A 19,746-nucleotide genomic window follows, 5' to 3' on the forward strand; every position below is an offset into this window, starting at 1 on the left:
TAAGCATTAGCCTTTACAGGCAAATAGAAATTGTGCAACCGAAAGGGAGTCAGGAGGTAACATGCCAAACGATCCGTTGTCGAGGTCTAACAATCGCAACAACAATAACAAGTCACCCAAGAAAGCGAAGCCTAAGACCTCTAAAAAGAAAAAAATTACGGGTAAACGCGTTGGGTGGACACTATTTTTCACTATGGCAATCGCCATCTTTTGTGCACTTGGCGGGTATCTGTTCATCATGGTCAGTGGTGAGCGGCTGCTTACAGCCAACATGGACAAAACAACAATTAATGAGACATCGAAAGTATATGATCGCAATGGTCAATTAATGGGGGAGCTGTCGATTCAGAAGCTGGAACCCGTTGATGAAGATGAGATTCCCGAATTGGTAAAGGAAGCTTTTGTGGCAACAGAGGACAGACGATTCTATGAGCATCAGGGTGTGGATATCTGGTCCATCGGACGTGCAGCTGTAAAAGACATCATGGCCCGTTCCATGGTTGAGGGGGGCAGTACGCTAACCCAGCAGCTTGCGAAAAATATGTTCCTGTCCCGTGACAAAACATTCTTCCGGAAAGCGACGGAAGTATCCATTGCGATGGCTTTGGAGCGCAAGTACACAAAAGACGAGATTCTGACGATGTACCTGAACCGGATTTTCTTTGGTCATCAGCGATATGGGATCAAGGCCGCTTCCGAATTTTATTTCGGGGAAAAAGATTTGAATAAACTTGAGTTGTGGGAAATTGCTACACTGGCAGCGATGCCTAAAGGGCCGTCCGCCTATAACCCACTGAGCAATCCGAACGATTCCAAAGCGCGCCGCGGTGTGGTGCTGCAGCTTATGTACGAACAGGGCTACATCACGAAGGAAGAAATGGATGAAGCCAAAGCGGTGGATTACGATTATACACCACCGGAGAAAGAGCAAAAATATCAAGCTTTTATTGATTATGTACTTCGTGAAGCAGAACGCGTAACAGGCAAAACAGAAGATGATCTGAACATCGGTGGATACAAGATTTATACAACCATGGATGCTCAGGCACAGACGGCCATGGAAAGTGCCTTCTCGGATGACAGTTTATTTGAGGAAAGCAAAGACGACCAGAAGGTTCAAGGATCCATGGTTATCATGAACCATGAAAATGGTAGTCTGGTTGCTCTCTTGGGTGGACGTGACTATCAAACGAAGGGGTACAGCCGGGTAACACAGAGCCGCAGACAACCGGGATCGGCATTCAAGCCCATCGTATCGTATGCGCCTGCACTGGAGTCTGGCGACTATAACGCCAATTCGCCGCTGAGCAATCAGAAGCAGTGCTTTGGCAATTATTGCCCGGGAAACTTGCATGGATACTCTTCAACAATCAGTATGACCGAGGCCATCACGAAGTCGGAGAACATTCCTGCCGTGTGGCTGCTTGATAAAATAGGTGTAAATACAGGCGTACAGTTTGCCAAGAGTGTAGGCATTCAGCTTACAGATGAGGATAAAAACCTAGCGATTGCTCTGGGTGGTCTGAGTAAAGGTACAAATACCCTTGAGATGGCACAAGCTTATAGTGCATTTGCCAACCTCGGTGAATATCAACAGGCTTATTCGATCAAGGAAATCAAGGACAGCTCGGATAAGTCCGTTTACAAACATGACAAGTCAGACACGACGCGTGTCATGAGTGAACAAAATGCATACGCATTGACACAGATGCTTCAAAACGTAGTCAATGATGGTACAGGACGTTCAGCAAGACTGGATCGCCCGGTAGCAGGTAAAACCGGTACGGTGCAGAGCGGCATCGCTGGCAACAGCGCAAACCGTGATGTATGGTTTGTCGGGTATACACCTGAATGGACTGCTGCAGTCTGGATGGGATATGATAATCCGGACGCAACCCATATGCTCAAAAACAGCAGTAAGCTATCCGCAGCTTTCTTCGCCAAAGTCATGACTGATGCACTGAAGGGTGTACCTGTGAAGGATTTTGAAGCACCTAAAGGTGCACAGGCACCACCACCGGAAGAAACGCAACCGGAGCAGCCGCAATTATCGGTTAGTGGATTAAGCGGGGCGTATGATCCGAATTCTCAGACGGTTTCGCTTAACTGGACAGGAACAGGAGATGCGAATACTCAATATCGGATCTATCGGAAAGAGACGTCCGAAGCGCAATTCACCCATCTGATTGATTCGGTGGGATCGACTAGTGCACAGGATCTAAGTGCACTTCCAGGCCTGACATACGAGTATTATGTTACTGCCTTTGATCTGGCCTCCGGACTTGAAACCGATCCGTCCAATACGATCTCACTTATGATTGAGGCACAGGAGATCGAACCAGTGGAACCAGAACCGGGTACAGACCCAGGAACGGATCCAGGAACGGAACAGCCTGGTACCGAGAATCCGGATAACGGTTCACCGGATAATGGGAATTCGGGTGAAAACAACGGTAACAATGGGAATAACGGAAACAACGGTAACAATGGAAATGGTAATGGAAACAATGGCAATAACGGTAACGGCAACGGTAATGGTAACAATGGAGGACCGGGGCAAGGAAACGGCCAGCCTGGTGATGGAAATACATCCCCTGGAACGGGAACTACCGATCCTGGTGGGAACAATGATGGATCTGGCGATGGTTCGGTTACGACTCCTGGTGAAGTTGTTCCGCCGGATGCCGGAACAGAAAGCAACACAGGTGAAAACGATGGTACGGTTGAAACACAGACCGGAAACGATGGTTAACTTCAACTAATTATCATTAACGCAGCTCTTAACCTGCTTCCCGAATGATCGGTGAAGCAGGTTTTTTGCTTTAGACAGCGATATTTTAACTCCATTCACATCGATTAATTGGTGAGGCGAAGCTTAATTTTGAGTGTATAACTTAAATATGGTAAGCTGTAGCTATCGTAATACGTTGTGCAAAACTGATTCGTAAGTCATGGAATCGGCTGTGCGGACGTTATTCAGTGTTCACCAATATGAGAACAGGTCAAGGGCCTGTAGTCGGCAAAGAGGGGTTCGTATGAAACGGAAATTCGGGGACCGCGCGAACTGGCGCCGGATTACGAACCGACAATTTACATGCCGGTTCGTACAATCCAAAGTTTTTACAGGTTACATTACGTTGTATACCATACAGGATTTGAAAGAACCCTTGTGGAAAACCTATGGGGGGAGTACGTTTTGCATCGCAGATAAAGGGTATTCATGGCTACAGTATTACCCGAAGGGAGAGCATTTCGTGGTGACAGCCATGTTTGATGATCAGGAACGGATCGTTGAATGGTACATTGATACCTGTCGAAGCCAGGGCATCACGGATCAGGGGGTTCCCTGGTTTGATGATCTCTATCTCGATGTCGTCGTCCTGAAAGATGGAGAGGTATTTTTGCTGGATGAAGATGAGCTTGAAGACGCCCTCTCGCGTAAGCATATTACAACCGGCGATTATGATCTGGCTAACCGAACGGCCAAGGAATTGCTGCATGCTATTGATGCTCATGTGTTTCCTTATTTTCAACTATCATTGAAACATCGGAAGACCTTGTTTGAGAACGGGGAGTTTCGCAAAAACGTTCAAATCTGAGTTTTGACCAAGCAGAGAATTACTTCGCCATCCTTCTAATATTGGAGCATCTGATAGAATACATTAATAATCAGGAGAGATCAGCCCGATAAAATAGAGGTGATGGCGAATGAACGGACGGGTCATGGCTGCAGGAGGGCAACCGGGAGGCAGACCATCCAGACAAATTAATGTTGTATTGCGTAACCAAGAGCCTCAGATGTTGGCGAAGGAAGAGGAGACACCACTTCAGGCAGTAAAGGGATTAGCCAAGCACAGCCATTTTCAAGAGATTCAAGGTGAGCTCGAGCAGTTGGTTGGGCTGGAAAATATCAAGGATCTCGTATTTGAAATCTATGCGTTTTTGCAAATTGCCCAGATGCGTTCTGAGGCAGGCCTGATCAGTGGAGCACATGTGTATCATATGATTTTCAAAGGAAATCCAGGGACCGGAAAAACCACGGTTGCGCGGATTGTGGCAAAGCTGTTCCAAAAGATGGGCGTGCTCAGCAAAGGGCACCTTATTGAGGTGGAGCGGGCCGATCTGGTCGGAGAGTACATTGGACATACGGCCCAGAAAACGCGTGATCTGGTGAAGAAGGCACTTGGAGGCATCTTGTTTATCGACGAGGCATACAGCTTGGCTCGTGGTGGCGAGAAGGATTTTGGCAAGGAAGCTATTGATACACTTGTTAAATCCATGGAAGATCATAAAAATCAATTCATTTTGATTCTGGCAGGGTATTCTGAAGAAATTGATTTCTTTCTGCAGACCAATCCGGGATTACCATCCCGATTTCCTATCCAGGTTGAATTTCCGGATTACAGTATAGATCAGTTGATACAGATTTCAGAGATTATGGCGAAAGAGCGAGACTATATTTTAATGCCACAGACCATCCTGAAGTTGAAGCAGCATTTGCTGCAGGAGAAAAATGAATCTCTGCATGCCTTCAGCAATGCTAGGTACGTTCGAAATGCAATTGAGCGGTCCATACGTCATCAGGCGGTACGATTGCTGGAACAGTATACCCAGGGCAGTCCGGGAAAATTGGAACTGATGACGATTCGAACAGAGGATTTGAAGTTTGAGCGAAAGTAAGCGATAATGGTTTTTTTGGAGCAGCCGGCCGGGTTAACCGGTTCGGCTTAAAGTACGCTATGAGGGAACAATAACCGTAATAGATGAAGCTGAGTTTGAGAAGGAGGAAACATTGAATATGACTGTTACCCATGATACAGATCAAGTCAAGAAAGACCAAGCCGTTTTAGTTAGTTTGATTACAGATGAAGTAAAGCGTTCAGGCATTAATCCGGAGTACTCTTTGGAGGAATTGGTGAAGCTTGCAGAGACCGCAGGTGTTGAGGTGCTGAGTGTATTGTCCCAGAACCGGGAAACCCGGGATACGAAGTGGTTTATCGGAAAAGGTAAAGTGGAGGAGCTACGTGCGATTGCAGAGGAATTAGGCGCGACCACAGCGATATTTGATCAAGAGCTGTCTGGAGCTCAGGTTCGTAACCTGGAAGAGGCACTGGATCTCAAAATTATCGACCGTACCCAGTTGATTCTGGATATTTTCGCTCAACGTGCAAATACAAGAGAAGGTATCATTCAAGTCGAATTGGCCCAACTTAGCTATCTGCTTCCACGATTATCGGGTCATGGCAAAAACCTTTCACGGCTTGGAGGGGGAATCGGGACACGTGGACCGGGGGAAAGCAAGCTGGAGACGGATCGCCGTCATATCCGGGGGCGCATTGATGATCTGAAACGGCACCTGGAAGAGGTTACACGCCACCGCAAACTTCATCGCGAGCGTCGTAAAAAGACAGGCATTGTACAGGTAGCACTTGTGGGGTATACGAATGCAGGCAAATCCACATTGCTTAAACAATTAACTGCCGCTGACGTATATATTCAGGATCAGCTGTTTGCAACGTTGGATCCAACTTCACGTACGATGGAGCTTCCGAGCGGTAAAGAAATTGTACTTACGGATACAGTAGGATTTATTCAAAACCTTCCACATGATCTGATTGCCGCTTTCCGTGCAACATTGGAGGAAGTGAACGAAGCCGATCTGATTTTGCATGTTGTAGATGCATCCTCTGCAATGAGGGAAGATCAGATGAGAACTGTGCACGACATTCTCCAGCAGCTCGGATCTGGCGACAAGCCTCAATTGGTGCTCTATAACAAAAAAGATGCATGTACACCGGAGCAGCTGGAAATGCTTCCTTTGGACAAAGACCATATGAAGGTAAGTGCACTGGAAGAAGCTGACCTGCTGAAGATTCGGGAGCGAATTCAGGAAGAGTTGACGGGGGATACGAAGCGGTTCCGTATTCCTGCAGAGCGGGGCGATCTTACATCCGTGCTTTATAAGGTTGGAGATGTTGTTGAAACCACTTTTGAAGAAAACGATGTGATCTATCAAGTTGAGCTGCAAAAAGGGGAATATGAAAAATTCGGTTATTTACTTGAAGATTTCATTGAATTGTAATATACATGACATATTGGTATGGTAAGTTGTCACGATAATCGATATTATGCGTTAGATTAGTGCAATGAAGGGGAATGAAGTAAGATGGCAAGCTTGGATACAAAGATTGTGGAGCTGCAACAACAAGTTGAGGCCCAGATTGAACAACAGATGAGAATGATTGACGGTATTACGGATTACAACCAGTGGAAGGTCATTGATGCGTTTCAACGCAAACAAGTCAGTGATTTTCATTTTGCCGGTTCAACGGGATATGCATATAACGATCGTGGCAGGGAAGTGCTGGATGAAGTATATGCGGATGTATTTGGCGCAGAAGCTGCGTTGGTTCGTCCCCATTTTGCCTCAGGTACACATACGATAGCCACCGCTCTCTTTGGCGTACTGCGCCCAGGTGACGAGTTGTTATACATCACAGGTAAACCTTATGATACATTGCACAAAGTCATTGGAAGTCCGGAAGATGGAACCGGATCTCTTCGGGACTTTGGTATTGGATACCGTGAAACCGCTTTGCTGGCAGATGGAAGTGTCGATTGGGACGCAGTTAAAGGGAATATTACTGCTTCAACCAAAGTCATTGGTATCCAACGTTCACGTGGGTATGACTGGCGTTCTTCCTTCTGTATTGATGAGATAGCTGATATGGTAAGACGGGTAAAGGCCATCAAAGAAGATGTTATCGTGTTCGTGGATAACTGTTATGGCGAATTTACTGAGAAACGCGAACCGACAGAGGTCGGGGTAGATCTGATGGCAGGTTCACTAATCAAAAACCCTGGCGGAGGCCTTGCTGAAACCGGGGGTTACATATGCGGGAAGGAAAAGTATGTTCAACTGGCAGCGTATCGTTTGACTGCACCTGGCATAGGTGGTGAGGTTGGTGCCATGTTGGGAACTACCCGTGGGATCTACCAGGGACTTTACATGGCGCCGACAATTGTGGGACAAGCCATTAAGGGCAGTACCTTTGCCGCTGCAATGTTTGCTGCTTCGGGATTTGTAACCAAACCTGCTTGGAATGAGACACGCACGGATTTGATCCAAGCTGTGCAGTTCTCCTCCGCGGAGCATCTGATCGCTTTTGTACAGGGAATTCAGCGGGCTGCTGCAGTGGATAGTCATGTCGTTCCTGAGCCATGGGACATGCCTGGTTACGAACATCCCGTCATTATGGCGGCAGGTACGTTTATACAGGGCGGAAGCCTGGAGTTGTCAGCGGATGCACCTATTCGAGAGCCATATATCGGCTACATGCAGGGTGGATTAACCTACTCTCATGTTAAATATGGCGTTTTGATGGCGCTCCAGACAATGAAAGATCGTAAATTATTGTGAGTTTATCTAACACGTCATTGACACTTAGTAATAACTAAATGTACAATAGGGTGAAGAATAGATGACTGGAAGGTTGATGAACATGGGTGACGAAATTCGCAGAAATATGGCCTTATTCCCGATAGGTATTGTTATGAAACTTACGGATCTGTCCGCTCGTCAGATTCGATATTATGAACAGCACAGCTTGATTGTACCGGCAAGAACGTCAGGTAACCAACGTTTGTTTTCCTTTAATGACGTAGAACGATTGCTGGAGATCAAGGCTTTGATCGAAAAAGGCGTTAACATTGCCGGCATCAAGCAGGTTATGAATCCGGTATCCAAGGAATCCGAAGAAGCGACAGTTATCACTGCAGATACAGAAGTGAAGCGCAGAGAACTGTCGGATACACAGCTGCACCGATTATTGAAGCAACAGCTGGTTTCGGGTAAGAGACCTGGACAAGTATCTCTCATTCAGGGAGAGCTTTCCCGATTTTTCAATAAAAAGTAAGTTCGCATAACTTGGCGAGTGAGGGGAAATCATGCAGTTGTGATGGCAGACTCCTTGACCCGTGGAACTTTCTAATGTACAAATATAACATGCAAGCCAAATAAGCAGAAAAGAAAGGGAGAGGTATCGTGAGTTATACAAAAGAAGACATTCTCCGCATCTCTAAAGAAGAAAACGTACGGTTCGTTCGATTGCAATTTACCGACTTGCTGGGAGCTATCAAAAACGTTGAAATTCCTGTAAGCCAATTGAATAAGGCTTTGGATAACAAAATGATGTTTGATGGTTCTTCCATTGAAGGTTATGTGCGTATTGAAGAATCCGACATGTACCTCTATCCGGATCTCGATTCTTGGCTGATTTTCCCTTGGGTAGCTGAGAACCGTGTTGCTCGCCTAATCTGTGATGTTTATTTGCCGGATGGCAACCCATTCCCTGGAGATCCACGCGGCATCTTGAAACGTAACCTGAAGGAAGCCGAAGAAATGGGATTCACTTCCTTCAATGTCGGTCCTGAACCAGAGTTCTTCTTGTTCAAAACAGACGAAAAAGGAAACCCGACTAACGAACTGAATGACCAAGGTGGATATTTCGACCTTGCGCCTACGGATCTTGGTGAAAACTGTCGTCGTGACATCGTTATCACACTTGAAGAAATGGGCTTTGAGATCGAAGCTTCCCACCATGAGGTAGCTCCAGGTCAGCATGAGATCGACTTTAAATATGCTGATGCTCTAAAAGCAGCAGACCAGATCCAAACGTTTAAACTCGTTGTTAAAACGATTGCACGTCAGCATGGTCTACATGCGACCTTTATGCCGAAACCATTGTTTGGTATGAACGGTTCCGGTATGCACTGTAACCAATCGTTGTTCCAAGGCAGTGCGAACGCATTCGTAGACGAGTCGGACGAGCTGGGTCTCAGCAAAACTGCACGTCACTTCATGGCTGGAACGCTGAAGCATGCGCGTGCGTTTGCAGCAATTACTAACCCAACTGTGAACTCATACAAACGTCTTGTACCAGGTTATGAAGCCCCTTGTTATGTAGCATGGTCCGCCAGTAACCGTAGCCCAATGATCCGTATTCCAGCTTCCCGTGGTTTGAGTACACGTGTTGAGGTTCGTAACCCGGATCCGGCTGCTAACCCTTACTTGGCTTTGGCTGTTTTATTGAAAGCAGGTCTGGACGGAATCAAACGTGAGCTTTCCTTACCAGCTCCGATTGACCGTAACATCTACATTATGTCAGAAGAAGAGCGTGTGGAAGAAGGCATTCCAAGCTTGCCGGCTGACCTGAAAGAAGCATTGAACGAATTGATCCGCAGCGAAGTCATCTGTGATGCGCTTGGCGATCACGCCTTGGCTCACTTCTACGAGCTGAAAGAAATTGAGTGGGATATGTACCGTACACAAGTCCACCAATGGGAACGCGATCAATATATCACGTTGTACTAATTCGGAAAGCCCTTGGCGCAAAAAAGTGCCAAGGGCTTTTTTTGATGAATTACATAATGGGACAGAGGTGAGTAGTTTTCTAAAAAAATACCAGCATTTAATAGTATTTATATAATAGTAAGAGAGAAGATACATATTTTACTTAGAACAGCTATTTTAATATGTTGATAATTTCATATAAACAAGATATAATTCAAATATATTTTTAGCAATTTAATTTTAAAACATTAATTGGAGATGTTAATATGGAACAAGCGAAACAACTCGTTGCAAGACAGCGGGCATTCTTTTATACAGGACAAACTAAAAATATTGAGTATCGGATTGATGCTCTACAGCAATTAAGACAAGGGATAGAGAAATATCAGCAACGGATATTGGACGCACTTCATGCTGATCTAAATAAATCGGAAACAGAGGCCTATAACTCTGAGATTCGCATCGTTTTGGGTGAACTGGATTTTGCCCTAGAACATCTTAAGGAATGGGCGGCTCCTAGAGCAGTGCCTACAAGTTCTGTTATACCTGATGGTACAAGCACGATCTATCCAGAACCTTATGGAGTTGCTCTCATTATTGCGCCATGGAACTATCCGTTCCAACTGGCATTCGGTCCATTGATTGGTGCAATTGCAGCGGGTAACTGTGCTGTTATTAAGCCTTCTGAATTAACGCCGGCAGTGTCACGTCTGACGTATGACCTGATCACGGATATTTTTCCTGAGGAATATGTTGCTGTCATGGAAGGTGAAGTCGAAATGAGCACAGCCTTGTTGAAAGAGAAGTTTGATTATATTTTCTTCACAGGAAGCACGGGTGTGGGTCGCATCGTTATGAAGGCAGCAGCAGAGCACCTTACGCCGGTAACGCTTGAATTAGGTGGTAAAAGCCCTGTAATTGTTCATAAAGACGCAGATTTGAAGTTGGCAGCTCAGCGGATCGTCCGTGGCAAGTTCTTGAATGCGGGTCAGACCTGTGTTGCTCCGGATTACTTGCTTGTACATCAGGACGTACACGATAAACTCCTTGAAGAGATTGGTGAGGAGATTCAAGATAAATTCGGTAAGGATGTCATGGGAAATCCTGATTTTCCGCATATCGTCAACACACGTAACTTTGATCGACTGTCTGTATTCTTAGAAGAGGGTCATGCTCTGATTGGTGGTCGCTCTGATCGGGATCAGCTGCTGATTGAACCTACCTTGGTAGGAAATGTGGACTGGGATTCACCTGTTATGCAAGAGGAGATATTCGGTCCCATTTTACCGGTAATGACTTACGATGATCTTAATCCTCTGCTCACTGAGATTGTGCGCCGTCCCAAACCGCTGGCGCTATACCTGTTCACGCAGCAAGAGGAGCTGCAGAACCAGGTCTTGGATCAAGTGTCCTTCGGTGGAGGATGCATTAATGATACGTTGTCTCATATGACTTCACATTATTTACCGTTTGGCGGTGTAGGAGAGAGTGGTATGGGGTCATATCATGGTCAGCAAAGCTTTGAAGTATTCTCTCATCACAAAAGCATTCTCAAACGATAACATATGGAACTAACGAAGTCGAAATATAGCATATGAAAAAGAGGTTGTCCTGTTGAACAGGGCAACCTCTTTTTGTCATTACAGTTCAGCTGACTTGCTGTTGAAAGAAAGACTAGTGAATATCACGGAAAAGGCCAATCACTTTACCCAAAATGCTAACATGTTTTAAACGAAGTGGTTCAAATGTTGCATTCTCAGGCTGAAGACGAATGTGGTCTTTCTCTTTGTAAAATGTTTTAACTGTAGCTTCGTCATCTTCTGTCATCGCAACGACAATATCTCCGTTATCTGCCGTTTGCTGCTGGCGTACGATAACGTAGTCTCCGTTGACGATTCCTGCTTCGATCATACTGTCACCAACAACAGACAGCATAAATACTTTCTGTTCTCCAACATAATGTGTCGGTAGCGGGAAATAATCCTCAATGTTCTCTGTTGCGGTAATCGGAACCCCTGCAGTGACTTTACCTACGACAGGAATGCGAGCGACACTGTGTGCAAACTGATGGGAGTGTTCTGATTCCTCCTGGCTTAACAACTCAATGGCTCTTGGTTTAGTAGGGTCACGTCTAATGAGACCTTTCTTCTCCAAGCGGTCCAGATGTCCATGAACCGTAGAACTGGAAGCCAGTCCAACCGCTTCACCAATTTCACGTACGGAAGGAGGATATCCCTTCAACCGGACTTCATTACGTATAAACTCCAGAATAGCTTGCTGCCTGCTGGATATCTTCGACATACCGTATCAACCCCATTTTAGTAACGTTTGGGAAAATTATAACATAGAACCTCCGTTCGTACAAACATAAGTTCTAAATAAAATCCGATAAAATCAATGTTTCTGAGTCTTTTATTCTTATAGTCATTCAAATCTAACAATAGTAAAAAAACGAGTCGGATTCACCTAGAGATTTACTGGAAATTTGGAGTTTGAAATAAAGCGAACAATTGTTCTAAAAATCTGTTGTACAAAACAAGTGTTCGTGTTATATTGATTTTAACAGATAGGAACAAACGTTTGGAGGACGATTAATATGAGATATTCAACTTATCAAAGTATTTACGAACCGGTGAATTCGGAAGCGGTCAAGTCTAACATAGGTAACGTTAAACAATGGTTTGCAGAAGCCAAGATGCCAACATGGATGTTGAAATTGATTATGGCATCGTTAATCATATTTATTGGCTGCAGCACTGTATTGACTGTGTTTGCAGGAGACGAGAACAATGTTCTTCCCGGCAGCAAAATAGCAGTATCCCAGGGTGAGACATTGTGGAGCTTGTCTTTGGAACATAAACCTGAAAATATGGATACACGTGTATATATAGAAGCAATAAAGAAAGTAAACCAGCTTCAAACCACTTCAATTCAAGTAGGACAAGTCCTAACTTTGCCTCAGTTTACCCCTTAAAATCATGATTCAGTTGAGCGAGTAAGTAGCAACCTTGACAAGCAGCCTCGATCATGTCAAAGTTAGTATGACTTTGTATTTTTGGAGGGGACAAGCTTGGATATAGATAGCCTGGTAGCACGCATCAATGAATTGGCTCGTAAACAAAAGTCCACTGGACTTTCAGAGGAAGAACTTGCCGAACGTGCTAAACTTAGAGAAATTTACTTAAACAACATCCGCAGTAACTTCAGACAGCAACTGGAGTCCATTGAAATTGTAGATGATGAGAACGATCAAGGCCACCAAGGCAAACTCAAACACTAAGGAACCTAAAGATATCGTAGTGATATTTAGGTTTCTTCCTTTTATTTTGAGAATGCAAATTTATAGGGGGAATGTCGGTTTGCGAATTTTGTAAGCCGATACAAAGATGACATAAGGGGGATTCTCATGGCTCGTTCGTTCGAGAGAACGGTTCGGAAAAATTCAAAGCAGTTGAATCAGCAGCGCAAAAAAAATGGTCAACCGATTTCGGGTACGCCCGGTGAGGACATTTTCAAAGGACGCAGTCTTCTGTTTCCTATTTTCCTCATTGGACTTGCGTTTTTGTATCTGTTTATGAGCACATTTCTTGTTAAAGCTCCGATGACAACATGGGACTGGGTTACGATGCTGTTGTATGTATTTTTGGCTGTAATTTTTATGCTTCGTCGTCCTTACATCAAAATCGGGAGCAACCGGATTATAACAACCAAAGGGAATCGGGAACGCTCCATTGGAGTAGATGACATCGTTAAGTTTAGATTCGAACAGGGAACGGTAGTTATTGAACATAACAGCCGAGGCAAAAGATGGGTCTTCACTAAACTGTTGAACCGCTATGACACAGATGCCATTTCTGAACGACTTCTGAAATTTGCCAAAGCTCATCAGATTACTGTAGAAACAGACGAGAAAAAGTAATTATTCACAAAGGGGAAGATGATCGGAATGGCATTAAAAGCGATTTTGTTCGACCTGGATGATACTTTATTGTGGGATGAACGCAGTGTGCGGGAAGCATTCCACGAAACTTGCCTGCTTGCTTCACAAGAAACCGGCGTTGATGCTGAGGCATTGGAAGAAGCTGTTCGTAATGAAGCTCGTAGTCTATATGAATCCTATGAAACCTATGCATTCACCAAAATGATTGGTATCAATCCGTTTGAAGGACTATGGGCTAATTTTACAGGCGGTGACCAGCCGGAATTCCGTCAATTGGAGCAGCTTGCCCCTGTATATCGTAAGGAGTCCTGGCGTCGTGGCTTATTGAAGCTGGGAGTGGATCGTGAAGATTTGGCCGAACGTCTTGCTTCGCAATTTGGAGCAGAGCGAAGATCCAGACCTCATGTATATGAAGAAACAATGGACACTTTGCGTCACTTGCAGGGAAAATTCAAACTGTTGCTCTTGACGAATGGTTGTCCTGCTCTGCAGCAAGAGAAGTTGGATGGTGTGCCTGAACTGGCTCCTTTCTTCGATGAGATCATCATCTCGGGTACTTTTGGAAAGGGAAAACCGGATCCGTCCATCTTTGAACATGCGCTCAGCAAACTTGGAGTAAAACCAGAAGAAGGCTTGATGGTTGGAGATAAACTCACGACGGATATCCGCGGAGCTTTATCAGCAGGAATCCAGTCTGTCTGGATTAATCGTGAGAACAAAGTGAACTCGGAGTCGTATGTACCTGATCATGAGATTAAGCACTTATCAGAATTAGATCGTATTATTGCTAATTTCTGATTATTTCAGAATTGAACAATAGTGCATTTTAAAACATTGATAACCTCGTTGAATGATGCAAAATCATTCATGGGTTATCAATGTTTTTTTTGATCTGGTTGAAACTTTAAAACAACTGTGTAGTGAAGAAATATCAAAAATAATAAAAAAAGGTATTGTAATGTTGGGACTGCTGTTTTAGAATGTAACTAACATACTAGTATGACTAGTATGGGAATCATTTAAAAGCAGTACTCTTTTGGCATATCCAGGTCATGGAATCAGAAGTTATTGCTTTATTATTTTCATGTATATTGTAAGCGCTTTACATAGTTTTGGGAAATATTAATTTTTGGAATACAACAGGTACTCATGAGATTGAGCAATAAAATAACAATCTGAACCTAAGTATATCCATTAAACTACTTTAAATTGATATCGCTTACATTACCAAATATCTATTATGCAGTGGGGGTGAAATTTCTGCAAGGTCTTCGATGGGAGCTGTCATGAAGTACTTTTGATTTTATCAAGTTTATTTGATCGGAGTGAATCAGATATGAAGTCAGAAACTGCTAAAACCACGCTTACGATGACCTCATTACGCAAAGAAAGCAGGTTAAGAACGGCTGGAGCCTTACTCCGCAAAGATTGGCAGCTGTATTCACTATTAATACTTCCAGTGATCTATCTGATAATTTTTAAATACGGGCCCATGATTGGTAATGTGATTGCCTTTAGAAGATTTGTACCGGGAGGCAGCATTTTTGGTGAAACCTGGGTTGGGTTAAGGTATTTTCAGATGTTCGTTCAGGACCCCACATTCTGGAAAGTATTTGGGAACACACTCATTTTAGGTGGGCTTGCATTACTCTTCACTTTCCCGGTTCCCATTATCTTTGCGCTGCTTTTGAATGAAGTAAAAAGTAAACGCTTCAAAAAGTTCGTTCAGACTGCATCCTATCTGCCGCATTTCTTATCGATCGTTATCGTAGCCGGTATGATTTTGCAACTAACGGCAGTGAATGGATCAATTAATGGCTTGGTTGCATTCTTTACTGGAGACAATATTCCTTTTATGCAGCGCGCCGAATGGTTCAGAACGATCTATATAACCTCTGAAATTTGGCAAGGCATGGGCTGGGGAGCCATTTTGTATCTTGCCGCCTTAACAACAATCGATGATTCTTTGTATGAAGCTGCACGGATTGACGGTGCGAATCGCTGGAAACAGACGATCCATGTAACCATACCAGGCATTTTGCCAACCATCGTTACATTGTTAATTCTGAATATGGGTAATTTTCTTGCTGTCGGATTTGAGAAAATTCTCCTCCTTTACAATCCGCTTATCTATGATACATCAGACGTGATTTCCACTTATCTGTATCGTGTAGGTTTGCAATCCAGCAACTTCAGTTACGCTACTGCGATTGGATTATTCGAATCACTCATCGGACTGATCTTGGTATTCTCGGTAAATGCAATCTCACGCAGACTAACACAACGAAGCTTGTGGTAAAGGAGGGATAACATGCAGGAATCAAAATCATACAAAGTCTTCAAAGTATTTAACACCATCTTTTTGCTGCTCGTGGTGTTCATCACACTCTATCCATTCCTGAATGTTGTAGCACAATCTTTCAGTAGCGAATCCTATATCAATTCAGGGAAAGTCAGCATCATCCCGCGCGGTTTTAATGTGGAAACCTACAAGACCATCTCGCGTGACAGCATGTTCTGGACCAATTATAAAAATACAGTTATCTACACTGTGGTAGGTACGTTGATATCCATGTTTATGACAACCATATTCGCGTATGCGATTTCGAAAAGGAGATTAATGGGACGCAAGTTCTGGACAATGTTTGCCGTGTTCACCATGTTTTTCAGTGGCGGATTGATTCCAAACTATGTCCTGATTAATTCCCTTGGCATGAACAATACGATGTGGGCGTTAGTTGTACCTGGAGCCATCAGCATTTATAACATGTTAATTATGAAGTCATTTTTCGAAAACATGCCCGAGGAGCTGGAGGAAGCAGCAGCCATCGACGGTTTGAACACATATGGTATTTTACTTCGTATCATATTGCCGTTAAGTAAGGCTGTAATGGCTACAATGGTTCTGTTCTACGCAGTTGGACACTGGAACTCATGGTTTCCGGCATTCCTGTATCTCGACAAAAAGGAACTGTTCCCTGTGACCATTTATTTGCGCAATATGATTGCAGGTGCAACAGGAGGAGCTTCTGCTGGAGCGTCGGCTGATAATTTGACTCAAATCTCAGCCAATATCAAGTCGGTAACGATGGTACTTACGATTTTGCCAATTCTTACGATTTATCCGTTTGTGCAAAGATACTTTGTAACCGGTATCATGTTGGGATCTGTTAAGCAGTAATTCCAAGTGCATATAGTGAACATCTCTTAGACGCAAGGCCAATCTAAACCACATGCAGGGGGACAATGGAATGAAAAAGAGACCACGCAAGCTTGTAGGCAAGATGGTTTTGGCAACAATGATGAGTGTCGTTTTGGCAGCATGCAGCAGCGGAGCGGGAACCGAGAAGGCCGAACCTGAATCCAAAGGGGCTATGGAGTCCTACGGAGTGGGTGAAACGTTTAAAGCCTCGGAGCCATTCAACTTATCCATACTTTATAGTGATCAGCCAGCATATCCATACAAGAAAGATTGGTTGCTTTTCCAAAAAATCACCGAGCTGACGGGTGTGACCTTGGATCCTACCATTGTACCGATGTCTGACTATCCGCAAAAAAGATCTCTTTTGATCAGTTCGGGAGATGCACCTCTCGTAATCCCTAAAACCTATCCGGGTGAAGAATCTGCCTTCGTATCTTCTGGAGCCATATTACCCGTAAGTGACTATGTTGACTTAATGCCTAATTTCAAGGACAAGATAGAGAAATGGGGACTTGAGGATGAACTGGAGGGTCTCCGTCAGGAAGACGGGAAGTATTATGTACTCCCTGGTTTGCATGAAGAAGTATGGCCAGACTATACACTGATTGTTAGAACGGATGTCTTCGAGGAAAACAACATTCCTATCCCAACAACTTGGGATGAACTATATGATGCTGCCAAGAAGTTGAAAGAGATCTACCCAGATTCGATTCCGTTCTCTGACCGATTTGAATTTAACAGTACGTTGAATATTGCGGCTACTGGTTTTGGAACCAAGGGCGGGTGGGGTTTCGGCAATGGTCTTACGTATAAGGAAGACAAGGATGAATTCGTATATACATCCACTACTCCTGAGTACAAAGAAATGCTGACCTACTTCAACAAAATGGTGTCCGAAGGATTGCTGGACAAGGAAAGTTTCACTCAAGATGATGATCAAGCGACACAAAAATTTGTCTCTGGCAAGTCGTTTATCATTAACGGTAACTCTCAAACGTTAGTGCTGCATCGCAATGATATGAATAAAACGTTGGGTGAAGGAAAATTCTCCATTGCTAAAATTACGGTTCCGGGTGGTCCGAAAGGACAATTAATGTCTGGATCAAGACTTGAAAACGGTGTCATGATTTCCGGTAAAATCAAAGATAGTGAAAATTTCAAAGCAACAATGCAATTTATTGACTGGTTATACTACAGTGATGAAGGACAGGAGTTTGCCAAATGGGGAGTTGAAGGAGAGACCTTCACGAAACAGGATGGGGTTCGCAAGCTTGCGGATGATGTGAACTATAATGGATTGAATCCTAAAGGCACAAAAGATCTGCGTATTGATTACGGTTTCTCTGGTGGCGTGTTTGCTTATGGTGGAACAACGGATCTGCTGCACTCCATGTTTAGTGAAGAAGAATTGAAATTCCAGCAGGACATGAAGGATACCAAGGAAGTTATTCCTGCTGAACCTCCAATCCCGTACTCAGATCTTGACCGTGAACAGGTGACATTGCTTAGTACTCCACTTAAGGACTACTCGGACCAAAATACCCTTAAATTTATTCTGGGCGAACGCAGTCTTGACGAGTTCGATGCATTTGTACAGGAGCTGGAAGGACAAGGGTTGTCTCAGTACTTGCAGATTTCCAACGATACGTACAAAAAGTATAAAGAGAACAAACAGCAGTAGTATGATAGACAAAGTTTAATCGATTGCCGTTTCGCTGAGCTCATTTTAGTGAAACGGCAATTTATGCTAAGATGAATGAATACGGCTGAGAGGAAGAGGTTAAGGAATGTCACTTAATCAAAAGATTAGAGGTTCTACCCGGGCTTATTCATATGAGCTGATAAAGGAAAGAATTTTGCACCTTGAGCTTAAACCTGGTACGAAGATTTCAGAGAAAGAAATAGCGGATGAACTTGAGGTCAGCAGAACTCCTGTTCGTGAAGCTTTCATGAAGCTTGCTGAAGAGGAACTGTTGGATATTATCCCACAGAGTGGAACAATCGTCTCACATATTAATCTGGAGCATGTGGAAGAAGGCAGATTTATGCGAGAAAAAATAGAAAAGGAAATTGTAGCGCTGGCGTGTGCCTCATTTGCAGAAGAATTCAAATTCAGATTGGAAACCAATATCGCTATGCAGGAAGTGTGCATGGATAAGAATAACTTCTATCGACTGTTTGAACTGGATGAGGAGTTTCATCAGATCCTGTTTCAGGGAACTGGAAAAATGAGAACGTGGAAAATGCTTCAGCAGCTTAACATTCCGTTTAATCGTCTGCGTATCCTTCGCTTGTCCGAAGACATTAATTCCGAAATTATTATCTCCCAACACAAGGAAATCTACCAGCTCATCAAGGAGCGCCAAACAGAACAAGCGATGAAGGTGATGGAAGCTCACCTTAGACTTGTCGTTGTTGAACAGGAGACGGTCAAAGCAAAGTATCCACATTATTTTATATAATCCATCTAGTGTTGTATAATGATCCAAACCGCAACAAACCCCTGTTCAAATGGACAGGGGTTTGTTGAATGAACAATATCCGTAATATAAGATTAGGCCTGCTTAATAAAAGTAGGATCCGGGTACGGGTCAGCAACCCAGCCGTCTTTTTCGATAAAGAGACGGACAGCAATAATTTGTTTGTTCTCCATCAAAGTGAAGAAATGCGGCGTGTTTTCGGGTACGGAAATGACGTCTCCAGGAGACAATTCTACATTAAAGTAACCTACATCATCTGTACCTTTGATAACAAAGATCCCTTTACCCGCGACAATGGCACGGATTTCATCTTCGGCATGTGTGTGGATTTCCTCGAACTTGGCCAATTTTTCTTCGATATCTGGCGTTTGTTCGGAGAGGGTGATGACATCCCAGATTTGATATCCGCGACGTGCAGCGAGGTCTTTGATTTCATAATCAAAGGTTTCCAAAACCTGGTTTTTCTGATCATCAGTCAATCCAAAGTTATTTTGCAATTCAGCACTTAATTTGGATGCGTCCCATTTTTCATAGAGTACTTCATATTTGTCCAAGAAATTTCGAACATTTTCGTCTCCAGTGATACGTTCGTTCGTATTTCTGATCACAATTTCAGCCATGTTCTTTCCCTCTTTTCCACTTGGTTTAATAGATATTATATCGGATGTCTACCTTTTTGTCGATTCGTAAATTCGACCTTGATCGTCTGAAACCCGCCATACAGCTGAATAAAACCGATCTTTCACAATAAGTAAGTTTCTGTTAAACTAAG

At 43.8% G+C, this 19,746-nt stretch carries 18 protein-coding genes; 16 read left to right on the plus strand and 2 right to left on the minus strand.

The annotated features are described in order from the left end of the window. The first annotated feature begins 61 nt into the window (after positions 1 to 61). The 8 genes from ABIC22_RS20860 (at position 62) to ABIC22_RS20895 (ending at position 10,914) form a co-directional block, all read left to right on the plus strand. Positions 62 to 2,752, plus strand: a complete 2,691-nt coding sequence (locus ABIC22_RS20860; RefSeq protein ID WP_354483483.1) for a PBP1A family penicillin-binding protein — start codon at positions 62 to 64, stop codon at positions 2,750 to 2,752. Between the two features lie 283 nt (positions 2,753 to 3,035). Beyond that, complete coding sequence (locus ABIC22_RS20865) at positions 3,036 to 3,599, plus strand: ribonuclease FAU-1 family protein (RefSeq protein WP_095357360.1); 564 nt, start codon at positions 3,036 to 3,038, stop codon at positions 3,597 to 3,599. A gap of 109 nt (positions 3,600 to 3,708) precedes the next feature. Then, the gene (locus ABIC22_RS20870; RefSeq protein WP_154893792.1) at positions 3,709 to 4,680 is read left to right on the plus strand and encodes an AAA family ATPase; all 972 of its coding nucleotides are present in this window, start codon (positions 3,709 to 3,711) and stop codon (positions 4,678 to 4,680) included. 118 nt (positions 4,681 to 4,798) lie between these two features. Further along, the gene (gene hflX / locus ABIC22_RS20875; protein ID WP_354483485.1) at positions 4,799 to 6,082 is read left to right on the plus strand and encodes a GTPase HflX; all 1,284 of its coding nucleotides are present in this window, start codon (positions 4,799 to 4,801) and stop codon (positions 6,080 to 6,082) included. Between the two features lie 84 nt (positions 6,083 to 6,166). Next, positions 6,167 to 7,420, plus strand: a complete 1,254-nt coding sequence (locus ABIC22_RS20880; RefSeq protein WP_127536694.1) for a methionine gamma-lyase family protein — start codon at positions 6,167 to 6,169, stop codon at positions 7,418 to 7,420. Positions 7,421 to 7,502: 82 nt separating this feature from the next. Further along, entirely contained in the window at positions 7,503 to 7,916 is a 414-nt protein-coding gene (locus ABIC22_RS20885) for a MerR family transcriptional regulator (protein ID WP_095286436.1), read from the plus strand. Between the two features lie 128 nt (positions 7,917 to 8,044). Further along, complete coding sequence (gene glnA, locus ABIC22_RS20890; protein ID WP_153979050.1) at positions 8,045 to 9,373, plus strand: type I glutamate--ammonia ligase; 1,329 nt, start codon at positions 8,045 to 8,047, stop codon at positions 9,371 to 9,373. Positions 9,374 to 9,618: 245 nt separating this feature from the next. Then, on the plus strand, positions 9,619 to 10,914 hold the full coding sequence (locus ABIC22_RS20895; RefSeq protein ID WP_354483487.1) for an aldehyde dehydrogenase: 1,296 nt from the start codon (positions 9,619 to 9,621) through the stop codon (positions 10,912 to 10,914). Between the two features lie 112 nt (positions 10,915 to 11,026). Here ABIC22_RS20895 and lexA read toward each other — a convergent pair whose 3' ends face one another. After that, entirely contained in the window at positions 11,027 to 11,653 is a 627-nt protein-coding gene (gene lexA, locus ABIC22_RS20900; RefSeq protein ID WP_056689962.1) for a transcriptional repressor LexA, read from the minus strand. A 295-nt stretch (positions 11,654 to 11,948) separates the two neighbouring features. Here lexA and ABIC22_RS20905 point away from each other — a divergent pair, with 295 nt between their 5' ends. The 8 genes from ABIC22_RS20905 to ABIC22_RS20940 all read left to right on the plus strand — a co-directional run bounded on the left by ABIC22_RS20905 (position 11,949) and on the right by ABIC22_RS20940 (position 18,956). Beyond that, positions 11,949 to 12,326, plus strand: a complete 378-nt coding sequence (locus tag ABIC22_RS20905) for a LysM peptidoglycan-binding domain-containing protein (RefSeq protein WP_354483489.1) — start codon at positions 11,949 to 11,951, stop codon at positions 12,324 to 12,326. A gap of 96 nt (positions 12,327 to 12,422) precedes the next feature. Then, a complete protein-coding gene (locus ABIC22_RS20910; RefSeq protein ID WP_193722806.1) occupies positions 12,423 to 12,632 on the plus strand; it encodes a DUF896 domain-containing protein in 210 nt (69 codons plus the stop codon). A gap of 126 nt (positions 12,633 to 12,758) precedes the next feature. Continuing rightward, positions 12,759 to 13,271, plus strand: coding sequence for a hypothetical protein (locus ABIC22_RS20915; protein WP_095286441.1), 513 nt, complete (start codon positions 12,759 to 12,761; stop codon positions 13,269 to 13,271). A gap of 27 nt (positions 13,272 to 13,298) precedes the next feature. Beyond that, positions 13,299 to 14,090 (plus strand): HAD family hydrolase, encoded by a 792-nt coding sequence (locus tag ABIC22_RS20920; protein ID WP_354483492.1) that lies wholly within the window; start codon positions 13,299 to 13,301, stop codon positions 14,088 to 14,090. 571 nt (positions 14,091 to 14,661) lie between these two features. Continuing rightward, on the plus strand, positions 14,662 to 15,591 hold the full coding sequence (locus tag ABIC22_RS20925; RefSeq protein WP_371859930.1) for an ABC transporter permease: 930 nt from the start codon (positions 14,662 to 14,664) through the stop codon (positions 15,589 to 15,591). A 12-nt stretch (positions 15,592 to 15,603) separates the two neighbouring features. Further along, entirely contained in the window at positions 15,604 to 16,473 is an 870-nt protein-coding gene (locus ABIC22_RS20930; protein ID WP_095357368.1) for a carbohydrate ABC transporter permease, read from the plus strand. 70 nt (positions 16,474 to 16,543) lie between these two features. Next, the gene (locus ABIC22_RS20935) at positions 16,544 to 18,175 is read left to right on the plus strand and encodes an ABC transporter substrate-binding protein (protein ID WP_354483494.1); all 1,632 of its coding nucleotides are present in this window, start codon (positions 16,544 to 16,546) and stop codon (positions 18,173 to 18,175) included. Between the two features lie 106 nt (positions 18,176 to 18,281). Beyond that, entirely contained in the window at positions 18,282 to 18,956 is a 675-nt protein-coding gene (locus ABIC22_RS20940) for a GntR family transcriptional regulator (protein WP_095286446.1), read from the plus strand. Positions 18,957 to 19,048: 92 nt separating this feature from the next. On the opposite strand, the gene ABIC22_RS20945 is transcribed toward ABIC22_RS20940, so the two are convergent. Next, a complete protein-coding gene (locus ABIC22_RS20945; RefSeq protein ID WP_095286447.1) occupies positions 19,049 to 19,594 on the minus strand; it encodes a cupin domain-containing protein in 546 nt (181 codons plus the stop codon). Positions 19,595 to 19,746 lie beyond the last annotated feature (152 nt).

Origin of the sequence: Paenibacillus sp. PvP094 (assembly GCF_040546835.1) — a bacterium.
GTDB lineage: Bacteria > Bacillota > Bacilli > Paenibacillales > Paenibacillaceae > Paenibacillus > Paenibacillus illinoisensis.